The organism is Brevibacillus laterosporus (genome assembly GCF_030489605.1).
In the GTDB taxonomy this organism is placed as follows: domain Bacteria; phylum Bacillota; class Bacilli; order Brevibacillales; family Brevibacillaceae; genus Brevibacillus_B; species Brevibacillus_B laterosporus_E.
The window spans coordinates 145,833-166,657 of sequence record NZ_JAUKFY010000009.1; the positions used below are offsets into that span (position 1 = coordinate 145,833).

A 20,825-nucleotide genomic window follows, 5' to 3' on the forward strand; every position below is an offset into this window, starting at 1 on the left:
ATCCTTTCCGTTCGTTCAAAATCAACCTTTTTCAATAGGAGCAAACTTAGCAAGTAATTTCTTAATGCCTACTGGGCTAGGGAAGGCAATATCCAGCTCGGTGTTATCACCTGCACCTTTAACACTAACCACTGTTCCTGTTCCCCATTTACCATGCTTAGCCTTATCTCCTACCTTCCAATCTGTTTGTGAGGCTGCTCCGTGTGCCGGCAATTTTGTTGCCTGGTTCAAGCCACGAAATGCGCTTGGCTGCATTGAGACAGTTGATTCTGTAGGTTTAGGGGAACGTCCAAATGTACCCCCTGTACGTCCGCCTGCACCGAATCGACCAGTTTGACCTTTGCGGCCAGCACCAAATCCTGAGCCTGAGCCGAAGACACTGCTTGAACCAAAACCACCTTCAGACCCACCGCCTGAGCCGAGGTCACCAGTAAGCAGTTCCTCTGGTATTTCCGTGAAAAAGCGGGATTGCATATTCATATTTGTACGTCCATATAGCGTACGCATTCTTGCTCGTGTCATAAATAATTTTTGTTCGGCACGAGTAATTCCCACATAAGCCAGACGTCGTTCCTCTTCCATTTCACTGTCATCAAACAGAGCACGACTATGCGGGAAAACTCCTTCCTCCATACCCACTAGGAAGACAACAGGAAACTCCAAGCCCTTTGCGCTGTGCAAGGTCATTAGCACGACTTGCCCATCGTCTGGTACCGCTTCCTCAGTATCATCATTGCCAAGAGAATCAATATCTGCCACCAATGCTAGGTCCGTTAGAAAAGCCAGCAAGGTTTTATCCTCGCTCTTTTTCTCAAACTCTTGCGTAACAGACAGAAACTCGTCAATGTTTTCTAAGCGAGCCGCTGCTTCTAGTGATTTATCCTCTTTTAATGATTCACGATAGCCCGATTGCTTCAGGATTTCCTCCACAAGCTCGGTTACACTTAAATAATCCACCATCTGCATCAGGTTCTTAATCATATCCGAGAAGGCTAAAATAGCATTGGTTGTTCGAGCGGCCAGCCCCATATACGCTACTTCCTGAATGGCCTGAAAGAGTGTCAAACCATGTGCGCCTGCATAGGCCTGCAGCTTTTCTACCGTAGTATCCCCTATATTACGCTTTGGTACATTAATAATACGGGTCAAGCTGATGTCATCGTCAGGATTGGATACTAAGCGTAAATAAGCCAGTACATCTTTAATCTCCTTGCGATCGTAGAACTTCGTGCCTCCGACGATGGTATAAGGAATAGTCGATTTAACCAGCACATCCTCCAGTACACGCGACTGGGCATTCGTACGATATAAAATGGCAAATTTATCGTATCGTTTATAGGTTTTCAGTTGTTCCCGAATCATATCCACAACAAAGTAGGCTTCGTCATGCTCTGATTCAGCCTGATAGCAATAAATTTTGTCTCCTGCCTCTTTGTTGGTCCAAAGATTTTTTTCTTTGCGGTTCTTATTATTTTTAATGACGTGGTTAGCCGCTTCTAGGATATTTTTCGTCGAGCGGTAGTTTTGCTCCAGCTTTATTAATTTCGCATGAGGATATTCCTTCTCAAAGTTAAGAATGATCGAAATATCAGCACCGCGCCATTTGTAAATACTCTGGTCTGCATCACCCACACAGCAAATGTTTTTATGCATGTCGGCAAGCATGCTAATCAGCATATATTGGGCTCGGTTTGTATCCTGATACTCATCTACATGGATATATTTGAACTTGCGCTGATAGAATTCCAACACTTCCGGCACTTCTTTAAATAAACGAATTGTCGTCATGATCAGGTCATCAAAATCAAGCGATTGGTTCGTTCTCAGTTTCTTCATGTACAGCTCGTACACTTGTGCTACAATGCGCTGGAACTGATCTCCCGCTACTTGCTCATAACGCTTTGGATCAAGCAATTCGTTCTTCGCTCCGCTAATTGCGCCTAAAATAGACCGGGGTTCAAATTTTTTCACATCAATATTTAGCTCTTTCATACACTGCTTGACCACAGTCAACTGATCGCCCGCATCCAAAATGGTAAAATTACGGCTAATGTTAATCCGATCTATATCTCTTCGTAAAATGCGTACACACAGTGAATGGAAGGTAGAAATCCAAATATCGTCCGCTCCAGCATCCCGACCAACCATTCTTTCTACACGTTCTTTCATCTCACGAGCCGCTTTATTCGTAAAGGTAATCGCAAGAATGCTCCAAGGAAACACCTGCTTATATCCAACTAAATATGAAATTCGTTGGGTAAGAACGCGGGTTTTACCACTGCCTGCACCTGCCAGAATCAGCACTGGTCCCTCTGTGGTCTCCACTGCTTTTTTCTGTTCGGGATTTAAACCCGCGAAAAAATTATCTTGAGTTAACATGCCGTAAGCCACCTTTCATTTTGCTTCTTTTCCTTCGTCCCAAAAGAAAGCATATGTTCCTATTTTGTCATAACTTTCCCTGTTATGCCACTCACTCTTTTAGGAAAAAAGACTCCTTTTTTATTCCATTTTTTATCTGAAAGAAAAGAAACTCCTCGGCATTGGCTCAAGGAGTTTCCTGTAAATCATGTGTGAGTAAAACTAAACTAGAAACGACGCTCTGTCTCTTTTACCGCAGCAACAGTAGATAGAGCCTGTTCCAAAGAATCATAGATGATATTGCCAACAACCACTGTATCGGCGATTGCTGCCATTTCACGGGCTTGGCTTGCATCCGTAATCCCGCCGCCATACATGAGGTGTCCTTCATCCAAAGCTGTTTTGCATGCCTCAACCATCTGCGGGTCGCCATATGTACCGCTGTATTCGATATACACGATTGGCAAACGGCATAATTTCGTTGCCGTTTGCACGTAAGCCTTCGCTTCTGCTTTTGACGAAATGGCACGAGCGCCGGTTACCTCAGCTACCGCAGAATCCGGATTAAACACCAAATACCCTTCCGCTACAATATCATCCCAATGTATATAGCTTCCCAGTGAGCTTAGAGCCTCTACATGCGGAGCAAAAATCACATCTGGATTGCTTGCATTTAAAACGATAGGGATAAAGTAGCCATCAAAGCCTGGAACAATGGCCTGCAAATTGGAGACCTCCAGCATGCACGGTACAGCATAGCGTCTAATGCGCGACATTAGGTCAAGCGTGTTGTCAAATGTGACACCAAGGGTTCCCCCTACAATAATCGCATCTGTACCTGACTCGCAGATTTGCTCCAATTGATCGTCTTCAATAGGCTTTTCTGGGTCGAGTTTAAAAACATGTCGCCAGTTGCTAAATTCAATCACGTTGATACCTCCGCTTTATTTACCGATCCGATCCAATGCCAGTTGGTAACCATCATTACCGTAATTAAGGCATCGCTTAACACGAGAGATCGTCGCTGTACTCGCACCTGTTTCTGATTCAATGTGGTTATAGGTATATCCTTTACGCAGCATACGCGCCACTTCCAAGCGTTGAGCAAGTGACTGCATCTCATTTACCGTACATAGATCATCAAAAAATTTATAGCATTCTTCCATGTCTTTTAAGGACAAGATTGATTCAAAAAGTTGTTCAATTCCCTTACCCTTCAATTTCTCTAATTGCATGAAAAATCACCCCGTGATCGTCTTGGGAACTTTTTCTCTCTGTAAAGTTTTTAAGCACTAAAGTTCTGCTTTCATGATAGAGCAAAAGACTTCTCTGCGCAAGACGATGTTTATCAATTTTATCTGTTTCCTAAAGTTTGGTTATTGAAAGCTAAGATGCTGGTCTAGGCTTGGTGTATTCGGCACGATGTTTACCCATGTATTGCCCGGAAGCAAAGGGATTTCCTTCGTTAGGGCATCGTCCTCAAATGCTCGAATAACGCCATCCTTTCTCGCCCATTTGATTGGTTTTGCTTTTCCTTGCTGGAACAGATAGCCTTTTCCAGGACCATTTACATCGACCTCACGCCGGCCTTCATTATCCAGCACCTTATGCTTAGTTGAAATCACCAGTACATTCGTGATTTCAAGTTGTTTGTTTGATGTTAGATCCTTATGAGCCTCACCCTGTGTAAAGCGTAAATATTTCCCCTTATCCGCATCATATTTGTAACTAAGCGAGTATTGCGGATGCGGTTTGATCTTAATTTCTGCTGCAGGCTGTCCTTGCTCTATTTTGGTATCTTTAGGCAGGAAGGGGAAAAACGGCAGATCAGAGGTCATACGCATATTTTTCGCCTGCATTGCTTTTTCGATATGGCTTAGATCGGTATATACATTATGAGGAGCGGAACGGAATTTTTCCCTCCAGAAATACATGCTGTTACTGATCTCATTAAGATCGTCATCTGCGCCTTTAAGCATGGAAAGAGCATCCGGGCTGCCGCCTACATGCACCAGAATGGAATCCAATCCTCTGCCCAATTTAATAAAGTACGGGCGAATACTTCTTACTGGTCCAATCGTTTTAGGAGTTTGACTGTGAAAAATGGCTAAAAAGCGTGTCACTTCGCCTTCCGACAGCACTTCGTACACGATATCAGCTTTATCCAGTCCAGATTGCGGTCTAGCTTTTGGATGATTATTAATCATAACCATTACGGGACGATGATCGATTCGCTCATCCACCCCCATCCCTGTAAGCGGAGTTGTATAAGGAAATGTCTTTTCTTGTAAAGGTTCAGAAACTGGTGGCGTTACTGGATTGGGTTGCGGTGGTTGTTCTTTATTTGCAAACGGGTTACATGATGCCAATAAAGCTGATGCTGAAACAACGACAACCGCATACTTCCAGAAATGTGTCATATATGCCTCACTCCTTTTTTGTCCCTACTATTTTTCGAGCAAGTTCTGCATAATTCCTGCCACAACTTTCCCACATTCCTTCTATGTGGTTCCCACATGTCTTTATGCAAGCTATGGTACTATGATAGATAGAAAGGAAGGATGACCATGACTCAGACCACACCTTATCTGGTTTATCTGGTTGATGATGAAACGAATTTATTAGAGCTATTGCGCTCCTATCTTGTACGGGCAGGACTTGAAGTAAAAACTTTTCAGAGCGGTGAAGAGGTTCTGGCTGTTCTTGACGATACGAAACCGCACTTATGGATTCTTGATATTATGTTGCCTGATATAGATGGATACGAGCTTCTTAGATTAATCCGAAATAAATGGGAAGACGTTCCGATCATGTTCATTTCTGCTCGGGATCAGGATATTGATAAAATTATCGGGCTCGAGCTAGGCAGCGATGACTATTTGGCAAAACCTTTTTTGCCTCGTGAGCTAGTTATTCGCACACAGCGTTTGTTGCATCGAACCTATGAAAAGACTGGACTATCTGTAACAACAACTGCCCAATCTCCGGCAGTGTATGAGGACTGGATAAATGTCTCTTCGTATTTCATTTCGGAAAAAGGCAGATTGGTTAAGGAAAACGAGCAAATGATTGATTTAACGACAAAAGAGTTTGATTTGGTGCTTTACTTTATTAAAAATCAGGGTCAAGCTTTGCAGCGCGAGCAAATCCTTACGGCTGTTTGGGGCGATGACTACATCGGATCAGATCGTGCCGTGGATGATCTGGTAAAACGGATTCGTAAAAAGATGCCTGATTTTCCATTGGAGACGGTATATGGCTTTGGTTACCGGATGACGAAATGAGAGGAAAATTTTCGTTACAGAACATGCCGTTAGCCAAACAAATTTTTTTACTGTTTTTATCCATGACAATCGTGCTTGGGGCAAGTGTAGCCATTCTTTATCCGTATACTTTAAAGCAGATTCTACTGGATAATACGTATTCATTGCTTGAAGATGAAATTGAGAAGGTGTCGGAGAAAATCTCCTTTACGCAAAAGCACGAGCTTGTACCGCTGCCAGCTTTCACCTCTCCACAAATGCTGAGGTTATTGTTACAAGACTATAATTATTCTTTTCAGATGATGGTGTTTAGTACAGATGGTCAACTGATCGGGTTCCAGCATCTGCCCAAGAAAGGCGTTCCATTGAAGGTTGCAGCTGGACTTTTTAAAGAAGCTTCTGCTCACAAAGGCTCAACCCCTTATAAAGGAAGCACCGAGTGGGATAATGAAAATTTCTTGATGGTAAGCCAAAAAATGGATTATTTTGGATTCCCTTATTACCTAGTGATATTTACAAAGGAAAACGAAATCATTCAAATCAATAACATGCTTACCAAAAGATTCTTCATTATTTTTGCCTTTTTTATCTTTGTCAGCTTGTTATTAGCTGGTTGGTTTAGCGGGTATTTAAGTACCCCCTTACGCCGTTTAGAAGAATCCTGCCAAAAGATTGCGCGCCGCCAATTTGACATTCCTCTAATGGTTGATCGCAAGGATGAGATCGGTCAGTTGGCTCGCTCCTTTGACATGATGAAAAAGCAATTGAAGGATCATGACGAATCTCAGCAACATTTTGTGCAAAATATTTCCCATGAATTAAAAACGCCAATTATGGCGATTCAAGGCTATGCACAAGGGTTGATAGACGGCGTTTTTCAAGGTGCTGAGGCCAAAAAAGGCTTGTCCATTATTATGGAGGAAAGCAACCGTTTGGAGAATGTGGTTGAACAACTCTTGTATTTAACCAAAGTAGAATCAGTTGATAAAATGATGACCTTTGCTTCATTAGACCTAACAGAAATGATAGGACTGCTACATCAGCGCTATCATCTTCTGCACCCACATTTAGCATGGCAGATCGAGATACCGGAAACCCTACCAATGAAGGGCGATGGCGAACAGCTTTACAGTGCTTTTACTAATATTGTGGAAAATCAGCTACGATACGCCAAAACCACAATCACCATCACAGCCGAAGCGGTAAAAGAACAAATCGAAATCGCTATTTCTAATGACGGTCCGCCTATTGAAGAAAGCGTCATGCCCTATTTATTCCAACGTTTCCGCAAAGGGAAAACGGGTAAGCACGGCTTAGGCCTCGCTATTGCACGTGCTGTTCTGGAAGCGCACGGGGGATCGATTACGGCTAAAAATATTTCTGAGCAGCAGGGGGTTATGTTTATTGCGACCTTGCCGCAAAAGCAATCTCATTTAGAATAAAAAAACGGTAATTGGGAGGAATTTTCCCGGTTACCGTTTTTTACGCTCTCCCAGCATAAACCTATTTTTGCAAGTAACGTGTATAACTTTTTGTCAATTGCCACATGTTAAAACTAACAATCAGGATAAAACTACCTTTATGATTAGAAAGGAGAGAAGAAATGCCACGTCTCTTCTCACGCGTCTTCATCTTGTTGTTGGTGATTAGCTCTTTGCTGGTAGCTTCTTGTCAATCGGGTTCACCATCCCAAAATAAATCCGCTGCCTCTGCTCGAAATACTTCTCCCCACTTTGCATCCGTTCACGAGACTCCTACTATACAAAACGTAATTTCCAGCACCAGACCCAGAGAGGTGCTTGGGTTTTATACAGAATCGGAGGAGCCTTATCCTGGATCTCTTCCGACCTTATCTGCTCAGCATGAACAGCTTAGTACAATCGTACCCTTTTGGTATAAGCTAGATGATAAAAATCCTGGATATTTAACAACAACCCTTTCCAAAGAAGAGCAGCAAAAGATCATAGATCGGGCTCATGCCAATCAGGTTCAAGTCTATCTGTTAGTTCATAATCTGTTCTATGGTTCCATCCAAAAAGGAAAAGATGTTGCGCGAGATATCTTACGCAATCCTAAGAATCAGCGTTATTTTTTGCGGAATTTAGAACGCGAAGTGCTTTCCATGGGCTATGACGGCGTTAATTTGGACATTGAAAATCTATATTTAGAAGACAAGTTTGCATTCACTCAGCTGGTGAAAAATGTAACGCAATTGATGCACCGGTATGGCAAGACCGTCACAGTCTGTGTTCCTGCTAATACAGGCGATGAACGTTCCAATGCATGGTCTCCTTGGTTTGATTACAAGCTACTGGGCCGCTACGCTGATCGATTGGTGATCATGGCCTATGATGAGCATAATCCGCGAACCAAGCCAGGACCTGTTGCCTCCATTCAATGGGTTGAAGATACGGTGCGCTATGCACTCTCACAGGGGGTTCCTGCGCAAAAAATCTTACTCGGGGTTGCCGGGTATGGCTGGAACTGGAACAGCAGCGGTGAAAAAGCCGAGTATCAGTCCTATAAAAGTCTTATGGAGCAAAGCAAAATCCACGGGGCCACTCTTAATTGGGATCAGGAACGTCTCTCCCCCCATATGCAATACATGGATGAAGCGGGGAATATGCACATTGTTTGGTTTGAAAACTCTTTTAGCACCCGTTCCAAGCTAGATTTAATTGAGAAATATGATCTGGCTGGGATAGCTCTCTGGCGCTTGGGACTAGAAGACCCAACCATTTGGGATAACCTTTCCGGTCAAATTGATGTCTGGAAAACAGATACCATTCATTAATCTTAAGGCAAGCCCTGTATACAACAAAAACCTTGAATTCTGGAGTGAATTTCAAGGTTTTTGTTGCTATTCTATGCCAAATACGCCTCTCTCACCTGAGGATCAGATAGCAGATTTTTGGCATCATCCTTCAAAATGATCTCACCCGTCTGGATGACATAGCCTCGGTGTGCAATGGCAAGTGCCTGATTTGCATTCTGTTCTACCAACAGGATGGTCATACCTTCTTGATTTAATTCCGTGATGATCTCGAAGATTTGCTCAACTAAAATGGGAGCTAATCCCATAGATGGCTCATCTAACATCAGAATTTTGGGCTTCATCATTAATCCACGGGCGATAGCCAACATTTGCTGTTCACCGCCTGACATCGTGCCGCCTTTTTGAGATACTCGTTCTTTTAAGCGCGGAAAATAATGAAAGGCTCGTTCGATTCCCTCTTCAATCACTTTTTTATCCTTGATAGAAAAGGCCCCCATCTCCAAATTTTCCTTAACAGTCAATTTTGGAAATATCCGCCTTCCCTCCGGAACATGGGCAATTCCTAATGCTGAGATATCATGCGGTTTTTTACCGGTAATAGCTTGCCCGTTAAATAACACTTGGCCTTCTTTGGCACGTACTTGACCACATATGGCTTTTAAGGTAGTTGATTTTCCAGCTCCGTTAGAACCTATAAGAGTTACAACTTCTCCCTGCTCTACCGTAATACTTAGACCTTTTAACGCATGGATGCCACCGTAATAGGTATGAACCTCCTTCAATTCCAATAATGCCATCGCTCTTCCCTCCTACGAAGCTTCTGTCGCGCTCTTGCCCAGGTACGCCTCAATTACCTTTGGATTTGTTCTTATGTCGTCTGGAGTCCCCTCCGCAATCTTCCTTCCGTAATCCAGAACATGAATATATTCGGACAACCCCATAACCAGCTTCATATCATGCTCGATTAAAATAATGGTTAATTCTAAATCGCGTTTAAGCTGGCGTATAAAGTCTGTCATTTCCACCGTCTCTCTTGGATTCATTCCTGCCGCCGGCTCATCTAACAAAATAATCTGAGGGTTCGTAGCTAAGGCCCTAGCGATCTCTAGCCGACGCTGCAATCCATACGGCAAACTTCCCGCGGTTTCATTAGCAATCTGTTCAATTCCTACATATTCAAGAATTTGATAAGCTTCAATCCGTGCTCGTTCCTCTTCTTCCCGCACTCGTTTTGAATGGAACAAAATTCCCAGAAGACCTGCTTGAAGGCGCCCATGCTGACCAATCATTACGTTCTCTAACGCCGTCATTTGTTTGAACAGTCTGACATTTTGAAATGTCCGTGTAATGCCTCGGGTTGCTATTTGATCAGGTTGAAGACCTTTAATGCTCTTTCCATTTAATACAACATCCCCCTCGTCCGGCTCGTAAAAGCCTGTCACCATATTAAAAAAGGTGGTTTTACCTGCCCCATTTGGACCGATGACTGCCGTGATGCTTCCTTTTTCAATATCAATCGACACGTCTTCATTAGCGATTAGACCACCGAATCTCTTGGTTAAATGTCTCGCCTCTAACAATGCCATGCTACCTCCCTCCTCTAGCCCACTTTGTTTCGTCCAGTCAGCTTAGCAAGAATGCCCTGCCGTTCTTCAACCTGAGCGTGATTTTTAATGGACTCCATGTTTTCTTTCCTTCTTTTTGCTGGAATTAATCCGTTTGGACGATAGAGAGCCGCTAATACCAGTAGAATTCCAAACACCATCCGCTGTAGCTTGGACGGGTCTAGCTGACTGGGCAGATACAGGATTCCTGCCTGAGATAACTCATGTAAATAGTTGGATAACTCCTTTAAAATCTGAACCTGTAGCAGTGTAACAAACGTGGCCCCTACAATAACACCGGGAATGCTGCCACTCCCACCTAAAATAACCATTACCAATATGCTAAATGACTCCATCAATGTAAAGGAGGTAGGATCAACAAAGGTTTGCTTTGCTGCAAAGATAACCCCCACTACCCCTGCAAAGGATGCTCCTGTAGCAAATGCCGCTAATTTCGTTTTTAACAGAGAAATGCCCATAGACTGCGCTGCCAGCTCATCTTCACGAATCGCAATCCAAGCCCTCCCTAGTTTGGAATGCTCCAAGCGAATGTTGGCAAATACAATCAATAAAATCACCACTAGCACAATAAAATAGAAATGGAAAGCATCGGAAAATGGTTCACCCCACATTTGCGGGGCATTAATAGACGTTATCCCCTGAGGTCCATTTGTTATATTGATTGGCTTATCCAAATTATTAAAGACTATTCTGATAATTTCACCAAATCCTAAGGTAACTATGGCCAGATAATCTCCTTTTACGCGGAGAACGGGGAGTCCTAACAGAATCCCAAAAATAGCAGCAACCAGCAAACCGACCACTAAAAATGCCCAAAACCACTCTCCACTTAACGGAAACAAACCTCCCGGAATAAAATGATTAGCCTGTGCGGTAGCAAATATGCCGTATGCATATGCTCCTGCGGCAAAAAAAGCAATATAGCCTAAATCCAATAACCCTGCAAATCCAACTACAATGTTTAAACCAAGCGCCATCGCTACATAAATACCGATATTGGTCGCCACTTCCATATAATAGCTGTTATCATAAGCAAGTAATGGAATAAGACCGAACAGCACGAACACCCCTAAAAACATTTGCATCCATTTATTCGTATTTGTGTAGTAGATGAGCAATACGGAAAAAATGAGCCCCACAAAGCTTGTTACCGATTGCTGTAATAAATAGAGTGCTACCGAGCATGCCACAATCCACACCAGCGTAAGAAGAAGCGGGATTGGTTTTTCCTTTGCCAGCACATTTTTAATAGTTCCCATTTCTTTCACCTACACTTTCTCTTTTACGGCTTCTCCAAGCAGACCCTCTGGTTTGAACAGAAGCACCAGAATAAGAATGGCAAACCCGATGACATCCTTATACTCTCCACCGAAGGCTCCCCCTGTTAACGGCCCCATATATGCACCAGCCAACGATTCAATCAAACCAAGAATCACTCCGCCCAGCATCGCTCCTCTGAGGTTGCCAATCCCGCCTAATATAGCAGCAGTAAAAGCCTTCATGCCCAAAATGAATCCAATGAAAGGATCAATCGTTCCATAATTTTGTGCAAACAATACACCTGTTGCTCCGCCTAAGCTTGAGCCAATAAGGAAGGTTAGCATGATAACTTTGTCCACATTTATGGTCATAAGTGATGCTGTGGACTGATCCTGTGAAACGGCGCGCATCGCGATACCCCATTTTGTCTTATTAATAAAGAAGGTTAATGTAATCATCATTACGATAGCTACGATAACAACAATGACAGCTTTTGAGGGAATTTGGGCAATTCCGATATCAATTTTTCCAGGGAATAAAATCGGCCCTGTTAAATAAAAGGTATCCCGATGAAGCGCTTCTGCAAAACGAACGACATCCTGCAAGAAGAAGGATACACCAATAGCAGATATCAGCGGAACCAGCCGCGGCGCATTACGTAGAGGTCGATAAGCAACCCGTTCAATCCCTACACCCAATAACCCGGTTACGATCATACTGATAATGAGAGCAAGAATCAGAGCCAAAAACGGATTCATTCCTTGCAATGCACCGTTAGCATCCATAATCAGAAGCACTTCTGTTCCGACAAAGGCTCCCACCATAAAAATTTCTCCGTGGGAAAAGTTAATAAACTCCAAGATTCCATAAACCATTGTGTAACCCAGGGCTACAACTGCATACATGAAGCCGAGGGTAAGTCCGTCGACCAAAACTTGAGGTAGGATCTGCCACATGTACATTCCTCATTTCTTGTATATTTTTGTTTTCACTGTAAATGCAGATCATTTTCCCTAAAAGCAAATAGGGCTTTTCCTCAATCATTCACAAAAGAAGGGCGCTTCTATGTGTCGTCCCCTTACTACAACGGTAGAAAGCGTCCTTTTTAATTACTACTCTGCTTTGCCTACATACGTGGCTTTGCCGTTTTCAAATTTGTAAACGAAAATCTGAGCATATTCATTGTCTCCTTTTTCTGTAAAGGTGACCTTGGTAAATTGACCTTGAAAGTCTTTCGTTTTATGAACTGCTTCTAATACTTGCTCTCTGCTAGGCTTCTTATTTCCATTTGCTTTAATAGCGGTTTTTAGGCCGTGGAGTAATACCTTCATCGCATCATACCCGTAAACGGAATAGGCTTCTAGTTTTTTGTTAGTTGCCTTTTCATAAGCTTCAGCCCATTTTTTGCCTTCAGCAGTTTGGGTCACGTCCCCCGCTGCCGATGTATAGATCACTCCTTCAGCAGCACTGCCAGCAATCGTCACCAATTCTGAGGAATCAATTCCATCCCCGCCCATAAATATGCCCTGATACCCTTTATCGCGAGCCTGTTTAAACAGCAGACCTCCTTCCGAATAAATCCCTCCAAAGAAAACGAGGTCTGGTTTACCTGTGACTACCTGATTAACCACAGCACTATAATCCTTTTCCCCTACCGTAATTCCTTCGAAACCGAGTATTTCCACCCCATCCTTTTCAAATTGAGCTTTTACTTGCTCAGTTAATCCTGTACCATACGCCGTCTTATCCGTAATAATGAATGCAGTTTTTACACCAAGCGTATTTTTGGCGTATCTAGCTGCTGCTGGGCCTTGTGCATCGTTTCGTGCGCAAATTCGATGGACTGTCTTCTTCCCTTCTTCAGTGAGATTGGTGCCTGTGTTAGCGGGAGAGACCATGACCAGTTTGCCAGCTTCATACTTAGAAGAGGACGGAACAGCAACACCGGTATTGTAGTGGCCGATCACTCCCAGTACGTCCTTATTGGCAACCAGTAGCTGGGCATTAGTAACACCCTGTTTGGGATCAGCCTGATCATCCTGAGGAAAAAGCTGCAGATCAAACCCCATTTTCGCAAATTCTTCCTTCTCTTCCTGCAAGGCGTACCCTGCGCCCTGTTTAATTGCGTCCCCAATGTTTGCGTATGCACCGGACAGCGGGCTTTGTGTAGCTATTTTAATTACCTCTTTTCCGTTGCTTTGGCCTGCCCCTGCACAGCCTGATAAAGCTAATCCAGTAATCAATATGGCGGTCAAGAGTCCCATGCTGGCTTTCTTGTTCATGGTATCAAATCCCCCTTATTTTCTTCTTTCAACTAAATCAGTTTATTCTCAGATCGTCAGGATTTTGACAACTATAGGGTAGCAAGATTCGTTTTGTGTTAATGATTATTTTTCATTGTAAAATAACTCAGAAAATTTACAAGAAAAAAATAATTTTTATCGAAGCGATTTAACCGCGTCATTGGTACTATTTTACACATATCGACAAGGAATAGAAGCTTTATTGATAATCTATCAGCCAAACTTTAGAGCGGACTAGCAGGATAAATCACAGTACCTGTCTTCACCTCATAGATTCCATCCCTGGTAAAACGAACAAAAGGTAAATGGGTAGCGGTAAAAAATAATAAGGAATAAATTGGATCCTCAAAACGATAGCCGCGTTCTCTCATTAAAGCAGTAAAAAGCTCGCTTTTTTCCATGACGGTCTCCATTGGTTCGTCTGTCATTTTCCCGCCGATAGGCAGGGGCATATGAAATAACACTTCTCCCTTTTCAATGATCGCCACTCCTCCTTTTGATGCTACGATCTCCTGAAGGGCCGCTTTCATCGCTTGCGGATTACGACTTAATACGAGAAATTCTGTGGATGCATGGAAGGTGGTCGCTAATGCTTCTAGTTCAACAGCAAAGCCTCGTAAAATGGCCTTTGTGAGTTGTTTCGTCTTGGGATCAATTAAGACTGCAAGCATCGCATCCGGTAGTTGAATAAGCTCCTCCCAATTATGAATAACAGTTGTTGTATCTAATTTGCTAATAACCGCATTCAGCATACAGATGACAGGGAGAGAATCCAAATGAAGGGCTGATTCTTGTTTTTTATCTGGAAACAAAAACCAATGATCAGACACCGTTTCTTCCAGAGTGGAGCCGAGGGAAATAAACTCACTCAGTTGCCTTTTTGGTATCTTTGCTTTAGCTTGTCCCTCGTCAGCGATGAGAAGTCCATTTGCGATAACCGTTTCTGGAGTTGGATTCTTTTTCTCTGTAAGCAGCAATATATCAGCTACACGTCCAGGAGCAATTCCGCCTATTTCCGTATCCATTTTGTAATAAGTAGCAGGATTTAATGTTGCCATCACGTAGGCTTCCTCAATAGGCATACCGGCCTGAATCGCAACTCGGATCGTGAAGTCCATCACTCCGTTTCGAAGCATCGGCGCTGTAGCTCCATCTGAGGTAAGCATCATGCGAGGCGACCAAGGTAAGCCTAATTGCTTCCATTCTTTAATCAGTTTAGGCAGATCGGGCCGGATGGAGGAATGACGGAGTGTAGCATACATCCCCACTTGCAAACGGTTCAGAAGCTCCTCGGCCGTCATACTTTCATGACAAGCTCCTACACCGTGAGCAGCTGCTAAAGCCAATGTCTGATAAGAAGCCCCTGGATGGTGACCCTCTATTCGTTTACCCAGATCCAGAGCGTAGCGCATGCCTTCTAACAGCTCTTCTCGTTCATTCACTATCCCTCTCCAATCCGTTAATTCCCCAGCCTGAATCACTAGAGGATGATCCAATAGCTCCTTTATCCTTTCTCGCTGGAATACTCCTTCTGGATCAGGCAGCGTTTGCGAATCCAGCCTAGCCAAAAAAAATTGCTTCACGGGATGCTTGTTTATCTCGTCTAAAAGCGAGGAGAGCTTATCGTAGGGCAACAATCGAAAAAAGAACAAGCTATCGCTTACCATCGTTGTGGTCCCTGTCTGCAATGCATAATCAGCTAAGGTGAACGGATTATACCATTGAAAAGGATGGGCATGCGGTTCTATGTATCCCGGGACGATATACTTGTCTTTTGCATTTATACAAATTGTATCCTGATTTACTAACGGTGCTTTTTCTCCCACGTAAGCAATTCGCTCCCCGGACAAGACGATGTCTGCTTGGCGCCAGGACTTCGTATATACATCTAATATGGTACCCCCAGTAATCCACACACTAGCAGCTTCAAGTCCTTTTGCAGTATGAATTAATTGTTTATAAGCAACTTCTGTTAGTTTTCTAGCCCTCATTCATTCCCTCTCCTCTCTTGTTAGCACGGTTATTTACTACTTATATGGCTCACTCATTGATCCCTGCTTTTCTGCCATTTTTTCCTTGGGTGGACGATCGCTTCTCAACACAAACTAACACAAGGAAGGAGGCTGGATAAACATGAAAAAAAATGTTGGTAGGCTGGACGCCTATATTCGTATAACCCTGGGGCTAATCGGTTTAGGGTGCGCTATAAGCAAAATGTCAAATCATCGCTATCGTAAAAAACCTTATGGTCTTCTGCTTTGGTCTGCTATGAAGGTAGCCGAGGGAATCACGCGCTTTTGTCCAATCCTCTTGATGTTTGGTATCAGTACTAGAAAAGAGGATGTAATACGGCAAGCGATGGATAAAATTATTCCAACTGGACTTTCGCTTTACAACAAGACCAGAGAAGCTACGTCGTCGATGAAAAACCGAGTAACAAAGCGCACTTCCACAGATCATACCCAAGCAAATTCTGATTATGAGAAGGCAACAAACCATAATGCTGAAAACACGTATGTTGAAGAACTTGCTCAAAAGGCATTCGAAAGCTTTGTAGAAAGCGAAAAACAAGGTGAGCAAGCATCTCTTCAATCATCTACCCGGCAAAAAGACTCACATAATAATCAAGCCAAGAATAAAAATGCGTCTAATCATGATGCTAAGTAAAATCAAACAAAGGGATCAGGCCATAGAGGCCCAATCCCTTTTGTTTGTTCAATCCAGACTACTTGTTCTTCCGGACTGTCTATACCTTTTTAAAAGCTTTATCAGCAATATCTCTGCGATAATGTGCACCTGTAAAGGATATGTTGGCTACAGCCTGGTATGCCTTTTCTTTGGCTAGCTGCAAAGAATCTCCTAAAGCAGTCACGGCAAGCACCCGTCCACCATTTGTTACAAAATGGCCGGCTTCCTGCTTCGTACCAGCATGGAACACCATTTCCTGTTTGGCTCCTTGAGGCGAATCAGCTACAGGTACATCCAGACCACTTATGACAGCTCCCTTAGGATAATCACCCGGATATCCCGGTGAAGCCATCACAACTGTAACCGCACTCTGCTTACTCCATTTGATATCTAAATCGGCCAAGGTTTCATTTATGGTGGCCATCACAATATCTACTAAATCCGTTTCCAATAAAGGCAGGATGACTTGTGTTTCTGGATCACCAAATCTGGCATTAAATTCTACAACCTTAGGACCATCCTCTGTAAGCATCAGCCCCGTGTACAAAACACCTCGAAACGGGATGCCTTCCTTTACCATAGCAGATGCCATCGGTTGAACAATCGTATCTATTATATACTGTAGATCGCTATTTTTTACTTGAGGCACAGGAGCATACGCCCCCATTCCGCCGGTATTCGGCCCTTTATCTCCGTCAAATACCGTCTTATGGTCTTGAGAAGGAATCATTGGCTTAACAGTCTCTCCATCAATAAAGGAGAGCAACGTCAATTCTTCCCCGCGCATAAATTCTTCAATAACAACACGACTCCCAGCTTGACCAAACTTACTATCCTGCATGATCTGACGGATTGCTTCCTCTGCTTCCTCTAGGCTAAAAGCTAGAATGACACCTTTTCCTTGTGCCAGACCGTCCGCTTTAATAACGATAGGAGCCCCTTTTTCTCTTACATAAGCGATAGCAGATTCAAAATCAAGGAAAGATTCATATTCCGCAGTTGGAATATTATATTTTTTCATCAGACATTTAGCAAAGGATTTGCTGCCTTCCAGCTTTGCTGCTTTCGCAGTCGGACCATATATAGGTAGATTACGCAGAGTAAAGAAATCTACAATTCCTCCTAAAAGCGGATCCTCAGGACCTACAATGGTAACATCAATTTCCTCGTCTTTCGCAAACTGTGCCAGTGCCGCATAATCTGTCACCTGGATCGGAACGTTTTGCACCAGAGCAGCGGTTCCACCATTGCCCGGAGCGCAGAAAATTTTCTCCACTTTAGGGCTTTGTGCCAGTTTCCACACAAGAGTGTGTTCCCTTCCCCCGCTGCCTACTACCAAAACTTTCATTCTATTTGTCCTCCCCTTAATGTTTAAAATGACGGACACCTGTGAAAATCATAGCAATGCCATGACGATTGCACGCATCGATCGATTCTTGGTCTCGAATAGAGCCACCAGGCTGAATAATAGCTGTAATTCCTGCTTGAGCTGCTGCTTCTACTGTATCAGACATTGGGAAAAATGCATCTGAGGCAAGAACTGCTCCCTTAGCCTCTTCTCCAGCTTGTGAGATCGCAATTTGGGCTGAACCTACTCTGTTCATCTGCCCCGCACCAACTCCGACAGTTTTATCTGATTTAGCTAGAACGATCGCATTAGACTTAACGTGTTTAACCACCTTCCAAGCAAACTCTAGTTGAGTTAGCTCTTCTTCACTTGGTGAACGTTCAGTTACGACCATTATAGCAGTAGGGTCAAGGGCTTTGCGATCCCATTCTTGCACAAGCGCTCCGCCGTGCACAGAAGTGATTTGATAAGCAGAACCTAATGCATCTTTATGCTCAGCAGAGGCTATCTCGTCCATCTGAAGTAAACGCACATTTTTCTTTTCCTGCAAAACAGCCAACGCCTCTGGTTCAAAAGCTGGGGCAATAATGATTTCTAAGAATACCTCTTTTAGTAGTAAAGCTGTTTCACGATCAATCGGGCGATTCGCTGCTACAATCCCACCAAAAATAGAGACAGGATCAGCATCATACGCTTTTTGATAAGCCTGATGAATGGTCGCTCCCACACCTACCCCACATGGATTGGTATGTTTTACGGCAACCACTGCTGGCTCGCTGAATTCAGCCAAAATAGCCAATGCAGCATTAGCATCGTTAATATTATTATAGGAAAGTTCTTTACCGTGAAGTTGTTTGCACGAAGCGATATTGCCGCTAGTGGACAAAGCATCTCGATAAAATGCTGCCTTCTGATGAGGGTTTTCTCCGTAGCGAAGCCCTTGAGCTTTTTCATAGGTAACCGTAAAGCTCTCTGGCAATTCCTCCCCTGTTTGTTCGCTTAAATAACGTGAAATGAGAGAATCATAGGCAGCCGTATGACGAAATACTTTAGCTGCTAGGCGTTTGCGCGTTTCTAAACTGGTGTTTTGTTGTTCGCGGATTTCATTCAATACAAGCTCATAGTCATTAGCGTCAACAACTACAGTCACGTATGCATGATTCTTTGCAGCCGAGCGAAGCATAGTAGGGCCGCCGATATCAATATTTTCTATCGCGTCCTCATAGCTGACATCTGTACGAGAAATTGTTTCCTTAAACGGATAAAGATTAACCGCTACGATATCAATATATTCAAAACCTTGGGCCGCCATTTGTTCCGCGTGCTCATCATTATCGCGAACCGCGAGCAAACCGCTGTGAATAGCTGGATGCAGGGTTTTTACCCGCCCGTCCATCATTTCTGGGAACTGGGTTACCTCCGATATTCCTGTTACCTTAACTCCTGCATCAGCTAAAAGAGTCGCTGTACCTCCAGTTGAAATAACCTCAAAACCTAGCTCGACAAGCTGTCTTGCAAATTCCACCACGCCTGTTTTGTTAGATACGCTGATCAGTGCTCTCTTTTTCCCCACGGAAAGAACCTCCTGACATGTAATTACTCGTTTAACACGAACATTTCAAGCTAATAATATTATAAATGTACGTTTTTTTCAACATTTTTACTGCTCAAATAGCCTATTACCTTTTATTTACTTTCCAATTACTTTTTGTGATAATGTTCTTTTTTTTCTGGCAAAAATAGGAGATAATAAGAAAGATTGAATAAGTCAGAAAGGATTGTTGACATGCTCCAAAAGAAAACAGCCCTTCTTGCGGGTGCAAGCGGACTGGTAGGAGGACATTTACTCACTTTTTTATTAAAAGCTCCCGAATACAAGTGTATTTATGCGATTGTGCGACAGGCGCTACCAATTGATCATCCGAAACTCGAACAAGCTGTTCTTTCTTTTGAAAATCTGGATCAATACGACTCGCTTTTTTCTTGTACGGATATCTATTGCTGTCTTGGCACAACACGAAAAAAGGCTAAAAGTAAGAAACAATTTCAGCGAGTTGACTATGAATATCCGCTGACTATGGCACGCCTGGCTAAACAACAAGGCGCTGAAAAATTTCTATTGGTTTCTGCTTTAGGTGCTAATGTAAACTCGCTTTTCTTTTACAATCAAATAAAAGGGAAGCTGGAACGAGATATTGCAAATCTGCAATTGCCTGCTGCCTTGTTCTTTCGTCCTTCCTTATTACTGGGTAAACGTGATGAGTATCGAATTTCCGAACATTTGGCAGGTAAGCTTGTTCCTTTTCTCACTCCCTTGTTGATTGGCTCATTAGCAACATATCGTGCTATCCCTGCCGAAGAAGTAGCCTATAGCATGTACCAAGCGGCCCAACAAAGCATTATCGGAAATCATGTATACAACTCATCTCTTATACATGATATTGCTCAATCACGCTTTTCTACTTCCTAATGTACAGTTCAGATACCTGCCTAGTCCCTTGTCACGTATGTCAACATAAACTGATTACTAAGTCGTCAGAGAGGAGGAAGAGTCGTGCCGGCAATATCCGATTTAGTGGGGAATCTTGGTGTTTCATCAGATAATTTAGCATTTTGGGCTGCTATACTTAGTCTCATCAGCTCTGTACTAGCCTTCCTCGCCCTTGTCATTGATAGACAAAAGAAAGGTTCCAAAAAGTGCTAACAGACTTTTCTTTGGCATCAAAAGGCCATGGTTATCATCTTTACCTTCCATTCGAATAAATGAATGGTTGAATAAATACTCAGCCATCCAAGTAACAGATAAAGGATTTGTTGGTTTCTTGGAGATGTGTTTTTTACATTCATGATTAAAATAGATCCAACTACAACACCGATGGTAAACCATGCTACTTGTATAGAAGGTACCATTCCCTCAGCGTTATTCCACATCAGCACCCATATCAGAGTGGCAACAAAATAGGAAGCAATAAATCGCCAAAATGAGTTCACTGTTCTCACCTCACGACCACTTGACATTCTTATTTACAAATAAAATACTGAAACTGTATAAACACCTTACTTTTTACAAAAAAGGAACCGATATAACTAGTGGATATATTAATTTTATATAGTAGCTAGTATAGTTCTATATGATGGGAGTCACTTATTTTATACTATATATATTACAATCAAAAGAGATTGCAACGGACAATCAGATCAAAA

At 43.0% G+C, this 20,825-nt stretch carries 19 protein-coding genes; 6 read left to right on the forward strand and 13 right to left on the reverse strand.

Annotated features, from left to right (window positions below; translation table 11 throughout):
- Window positions 1-21: 21 nt before the first annotated feature.
- From pcrA to QZ995_RS12200, 4 genes are all read right to left on the reverse strand, one after another.
- Window positions 22-2,379 (reverse strand): DNA helicase PcrA, encoded by a 2,358-nt coding sequence (gene pcrA / locus QZ995_RS12185; RefSeq protein ID WP_301807126.1) that lies wholly within the window; start codon window positions 2,377-2,379, stop codon window positions 22-24.
- A 206-nt stretch (window positions 2,380-2,585) separates the two neighbouring features.
- Window positions 2,586-3,287 carry a heptaprenylglyceryl phosphate synthase gene (locus QZ995_RS12190; RefSeq protein ID WP_301807128.1) on the reverse strand — a complete coding sequence of 234 codons (702 nt, stop codon included), beginning with the start codon at window positions 3,285-3,287 and terminating at the stop codon, window positions 2,586-2,588.
- Window positions 3,288-3,302: 15 nt separating this feature from the next.
- The gene (locus QZ995_RS12195) at window positions 3,303-3,593 is read right to left on the reverse strand and encodes a YerC/YecD family TrpR-related protein (RefSeq protein WP_003335673.1); all 291 of its coding nucleotides are present in this window, start codon (window positions 3,591-3,593) and stop codon (window positions 3,303-3,305) included.
- Between the two features lie 141 nt (window positions 3,594-3,734).
- Window positions 3,735-4,778 carry a DUF3048 domain-containing protein gene (locus tag QZ995_RS12200; RefSeq protein ID WP_301807131.1) on the reverse strand — a complete coding sequence of 348 codons (1,044 nt, stop codon included), beginning with the start codon at window positions 4,776-4,778 and terminating at the stop codon, window positions 3,735-3,737.
- A 147-nt stretch (window positions 4,779-4,925) separates the two neighbouring features.
- Between QZ995_RS12200 and QZ995_RS12205 the strand changes: the two genes are divergently transcribed.
- The 3 genes from QZ995_RS12205 (at window position 4,926) to QZ995_RS12215 (ending at window position 8,415) form a co-directional block, all read left to right on the forward strand.
- Window positions 4,926-5,642, forward strand: coding sequence for a response regulator transcription factor (locus QZ995_RS12205; RefSeq protein ID WP_301807134.1), 717 nt, complete (start codon window positions 4,926-4,928; stop codon window positions 5,640-5,642).
- Window positions 5,639-7,063 carry a HAMP domain-containing sensor histidine kinase gene (locus QZ995_RS12210; protein WP_301807136.1) on the forward strand — a complete coding sequence of 475 codons (1,425 nt, stop codon included), beginning with the start codon at window positions 5,639-5,641 and terminating at the stop codon, window positions 7,061-7,063. Before QZ995_RS12205 ends, QZ995_RS12210 begins: the two co-directional genes overlap by 4 nt.
- Window positions 7,064-7,224: 161 nt before the next feature.
- On the forward strand, window positions 7,225-8,415 hold the full coding sequence (locus tag QZ995_RS12215) for a glycosyl hydrolase family 18 protein (protein WP_301807138.1): 1,191 nt from the start codon (window positions 7,225-7,227) through the stop codon (window positions 8,413-8,415).
- A gap of 71 nt (window positions 8,416-8,486) precedes the next feature.
- Here QZ995_RS12215 and QZ995_RS12220 read toward each other — a convergent pair whose 3' ends face one another.
- The 6 genes from QZ995_RS12220 to QZ995_RS12245 form a co-directional block, all read right to left on the reverse strand.
- Window positions 8,487-9,194 (reverse strand): ABC transporter ATP-binding protein, encoded by a 708-nt coding sequence (locus QZ995_RS12220; RefSeq protein ID WP_301807141.1) that lies wholly within the window; start codon window positions 9,192-9,194, stop codon window positions 8,487-8,489.
- A gap of 12 nt (window positions 9,195-9,206) precedes the next feature.
- Window positions 9,207-9,983, reverse strand: a complete 777-nt coding sequence (locus tag QZ995_RS12225; RefSeq protein ID WP_301807144.1) for an ABC transporter ATP-binding protein — start codon at window positions 9,981-9,983, stop codon at window positions 9,207-9,209.
- A gap of 14 nt (window positions 9,984-9,997) precedes the next feature.
- Window positions 9,998-11,281 carry a branched-chain amino acid ABC transporter permease gene (locus tag QZ995_RS12230; protein ID WP_301807146.1) on the reverse strand — a complete coding sequence of 428 codons (1,284 nt, stop codon included), beginning with the start codon at window positions 11,279-11,281 and terminating at the stop codon, window positions 9,998-10,000.
- 9 nt (window positions 11,282-11,290) lie between these two features.
- A complete protein-coding gene (locus QZ995_RS12235) occupies window positions 11,291-12,238 on the reverse strand; it encodes a branched-chain amino acid ABC transporter permease (protein ID WP_301807149.1) in 948 nt (315 codons plus the stop codon).
- Between the two features lie 156 nt (window positions 12,239-12,394).
- Window positions 12,395-13,564, reverse strand: coding sequence for a branched-chain amino acid ABC transporter substrate-binding protein (locus tag QZ995_RS12240; RefSeq protein WP_301807152.1), 1,170 nt, complete (start codon window positions 13,562-13,564; stop codon window positions 12,395-12,397).
- A gap of 245 nt (window positions 13,565-13,809) precedes the next feature.
- Window positions 13,810-15,576, reverse strand: coding sequence for an adenine deaminase C-terminal domain-containing protein (locus tag QZ995_RS12245; protein ID WP_301807153.1), 1,767 nt, complete (start codon window positions 15,574-15,576; stop codon window positions 13,810-13,812).
- Window positions 15,577-15,718: 142 nt separating this feature from the next.
- Between QZ995_RS12245 and QZ995_RS12250 the strand changes: the two genes are divergently transcribed.
- The gene (locus QZ995_RS12250; protein ID WP_301807154.1) at window positions 15,719-16,252 is read left to right on the forward strand and encodes a YgaP family membrane protein; all 534 of its coding nucleotides are present in this window, start codon (window positions 15,719-15,721) and stop codon (window positions 16,250-16,252) included.
- Window positions 16,253-16,331: 79 nt separating this feature from the next.
- Here the strand turns inward: QZ995_RS12250 and purD are convergent, their stop codons facing one another.
- Together purD and purH are read right to left on the reverse strand one after the other, a co-directional pair.
- Window positions 16,332-17,621 (reverse strand): phosphoribosylamine--glycine ligase, encoded by a 1,290-nt coding sequence (gene purD, locus QZ995_RS12255; RefSeq protein WP_301807155.1) that lies wholly within the window; start codon window positions 17,619-17,621, stop codon window positions 16,332-16,334.
- Window positions 17,622-17,637: 16 nt separating this feature from the next.
- Window positions 17,638-19,194 (reverse strand): bifunctional phosphoribosylaminoimidazolecarboxamide formyltransferase/IMP cyclohydrolase, encoded by a 1,557-nt coding sequence (gene purH / locus QZ995_RS12260; protein WP_301807157.1) that lies wholly within the window; start codon window positions 19,192-19,194, stop codon window positions 17,638-17,640.
- A 186-nt stretch (window positions 19,195-19,380) separates the two neighbouring features.
- Between purH and QZ995_RS12265 the strand changes: the two genes are divergently transcribed.
- Window positions 19,381-20,091 carry an NAD-dependent epimerase/dehydratase family protein gene (locus tag QZ995_RS12265; RefSeq protein ID WP_301807159.1) on the forward strand — a complete coding sequence of 237 codons (711 nt, stop codon included), beginning with the start codon at window positions 19,381-19,383 and terminating at the stop codon, window positions 20,089-20,091.
- A gap of 84 nt (window positions 20,092-20,175) precedes the next feature.
- A complete protein-coding gene (locus QZ995_RS12270) occupies window positions 20,176-20,325 on the forward strand; it encodes a hypothetical protein (RefSeq protein WP_301807160.1) in 150 nt (49 codons plus the stop codon).
- Window positions 20,326-20,342: 17 nt separating this feature from the next.
- On the opposite strand, the gene QZ995_RS12275 is transcribed toward QZ995_RS12270, so the two are convergent.
- Window positions 20,343-20,612 (reverse strand): hypothetical protein, encoded by a 270-nt coding sequence (locus QZ995_RS12275; RefSeq protein ID WP_301807162.1) that lies wholly within the window; start codon window positions 20,610-20,612, stop codon window positions 20,343-20,345.
- Between the last annotated feature and the right edge of the window lie 213 nt (window positions 20,613-20,825).

What these genes read in the sequence shown, in the direction of transcription:
- QZ995_RS12225 (WP_301807144.1), bottom strand. Translation starts at nt 9,983, where the DNA reads ATGGCATTGTTAGAGGCGAGACATTTAACCAAGAGATTCGGTGGTCTA.
- QZ995_RS12230 (WP_301807146.1), bottom strand. Translation starts at nt 11,281, where the DNA reads ATGGGAACTATTAAAAATGTGCTGGCAAAGGAAAAACCAATCCCGCTT.
- pcrA (WP_301807126.1), bottom strand. Translation starts at nt 2,379, where the DNA reads ATGTTAACTCAAGATAATTTTTTCGCGGGTTTAAATCCCGAACAGAAA.
- QZ995_RS12240 (WP_301807152.1), bottom strand. Translation starts at nt 13,564, where the DNA reads ATGAACAAGAAAGCCAGCATGGGACTCTTGACCGCCATATTGATTACT.
- QZ995_RS12220 (WP_301807141.1), bottom strand. Translation starts at nt 9,194, where the DNA reads ATGGCATTATTGGAATTGAAGGAGGTTCATACCTATTACGGTGGCATC.
- QZ995_RS12215 (WP_301807138.1), top strand. Translation starts at nt 7,225, where the DNA reads ATGCCACGTCTCTTCTCACGCGTCTTCATCTTGTTGTTGGTGATTAGC.
- QZ995_RS12235 (WP_301807149.1), bottom strand. Translation starts at nt 12,238, where the DNA reads ATGTGGCAGATCCTACCTCAAGTTTTGGTCGACGGACTTACCCTCGGC.
- QZ995_RS12200 (WP_301807131.1), bottom strand. Translation starts at nt 4,778, where the DNA reads ATGACACATTTCTGGAAGTATGCGGTTGTCGTTGTTTCAGCATCAGCT.
- purD (WP_301807155.1), bottom strand. Translation starts at nt 17,621, where the DNA reads ATGAAAGTTTTGGTAGTAGGCAGCGGGGGAAGGGAACACACTCTTGTG.
- QZ995_RS12205 (WP_301807134.1), top strand. Translation starts at nt 4,926, where the DNA reads ATGACTCAGACCACACCTTATCTGGTTTATCTGGTTGATGATGAAACG.
- QZ995_RS12195 (WP_003335673.1), bottom strand. Translation starts at nt 3,593, where the DNA reads ATGCAATTAGAGAAATTGAAGGGTAAGGGAATTGAACAACTTTTTGAA.
- QZ995_RS12210 (WP_301807136.1), top strand. Translation starts at nt 5,639, where the DNA reads ATGAGAGGAAAATTTTCGTTACAGAACATGCCGTTAGCCAAACAAATT.
- QZ995_RS12250 (WP_301807154.1), top strand. Translation starts at nt 15,719, where the DNA reads ATGAAAAAAAATGTTGGTAGGCTGGACGCCTATATTCGTATAACCCTG.
- QZ995_RS12245 (WP_301807153.1), bottom strand. Translation starts at nt 15,576, where the DNA reads ATGAGGGCTAGAAAACTAACAGAAGTTGCTTATAAACAATTAATTCAT.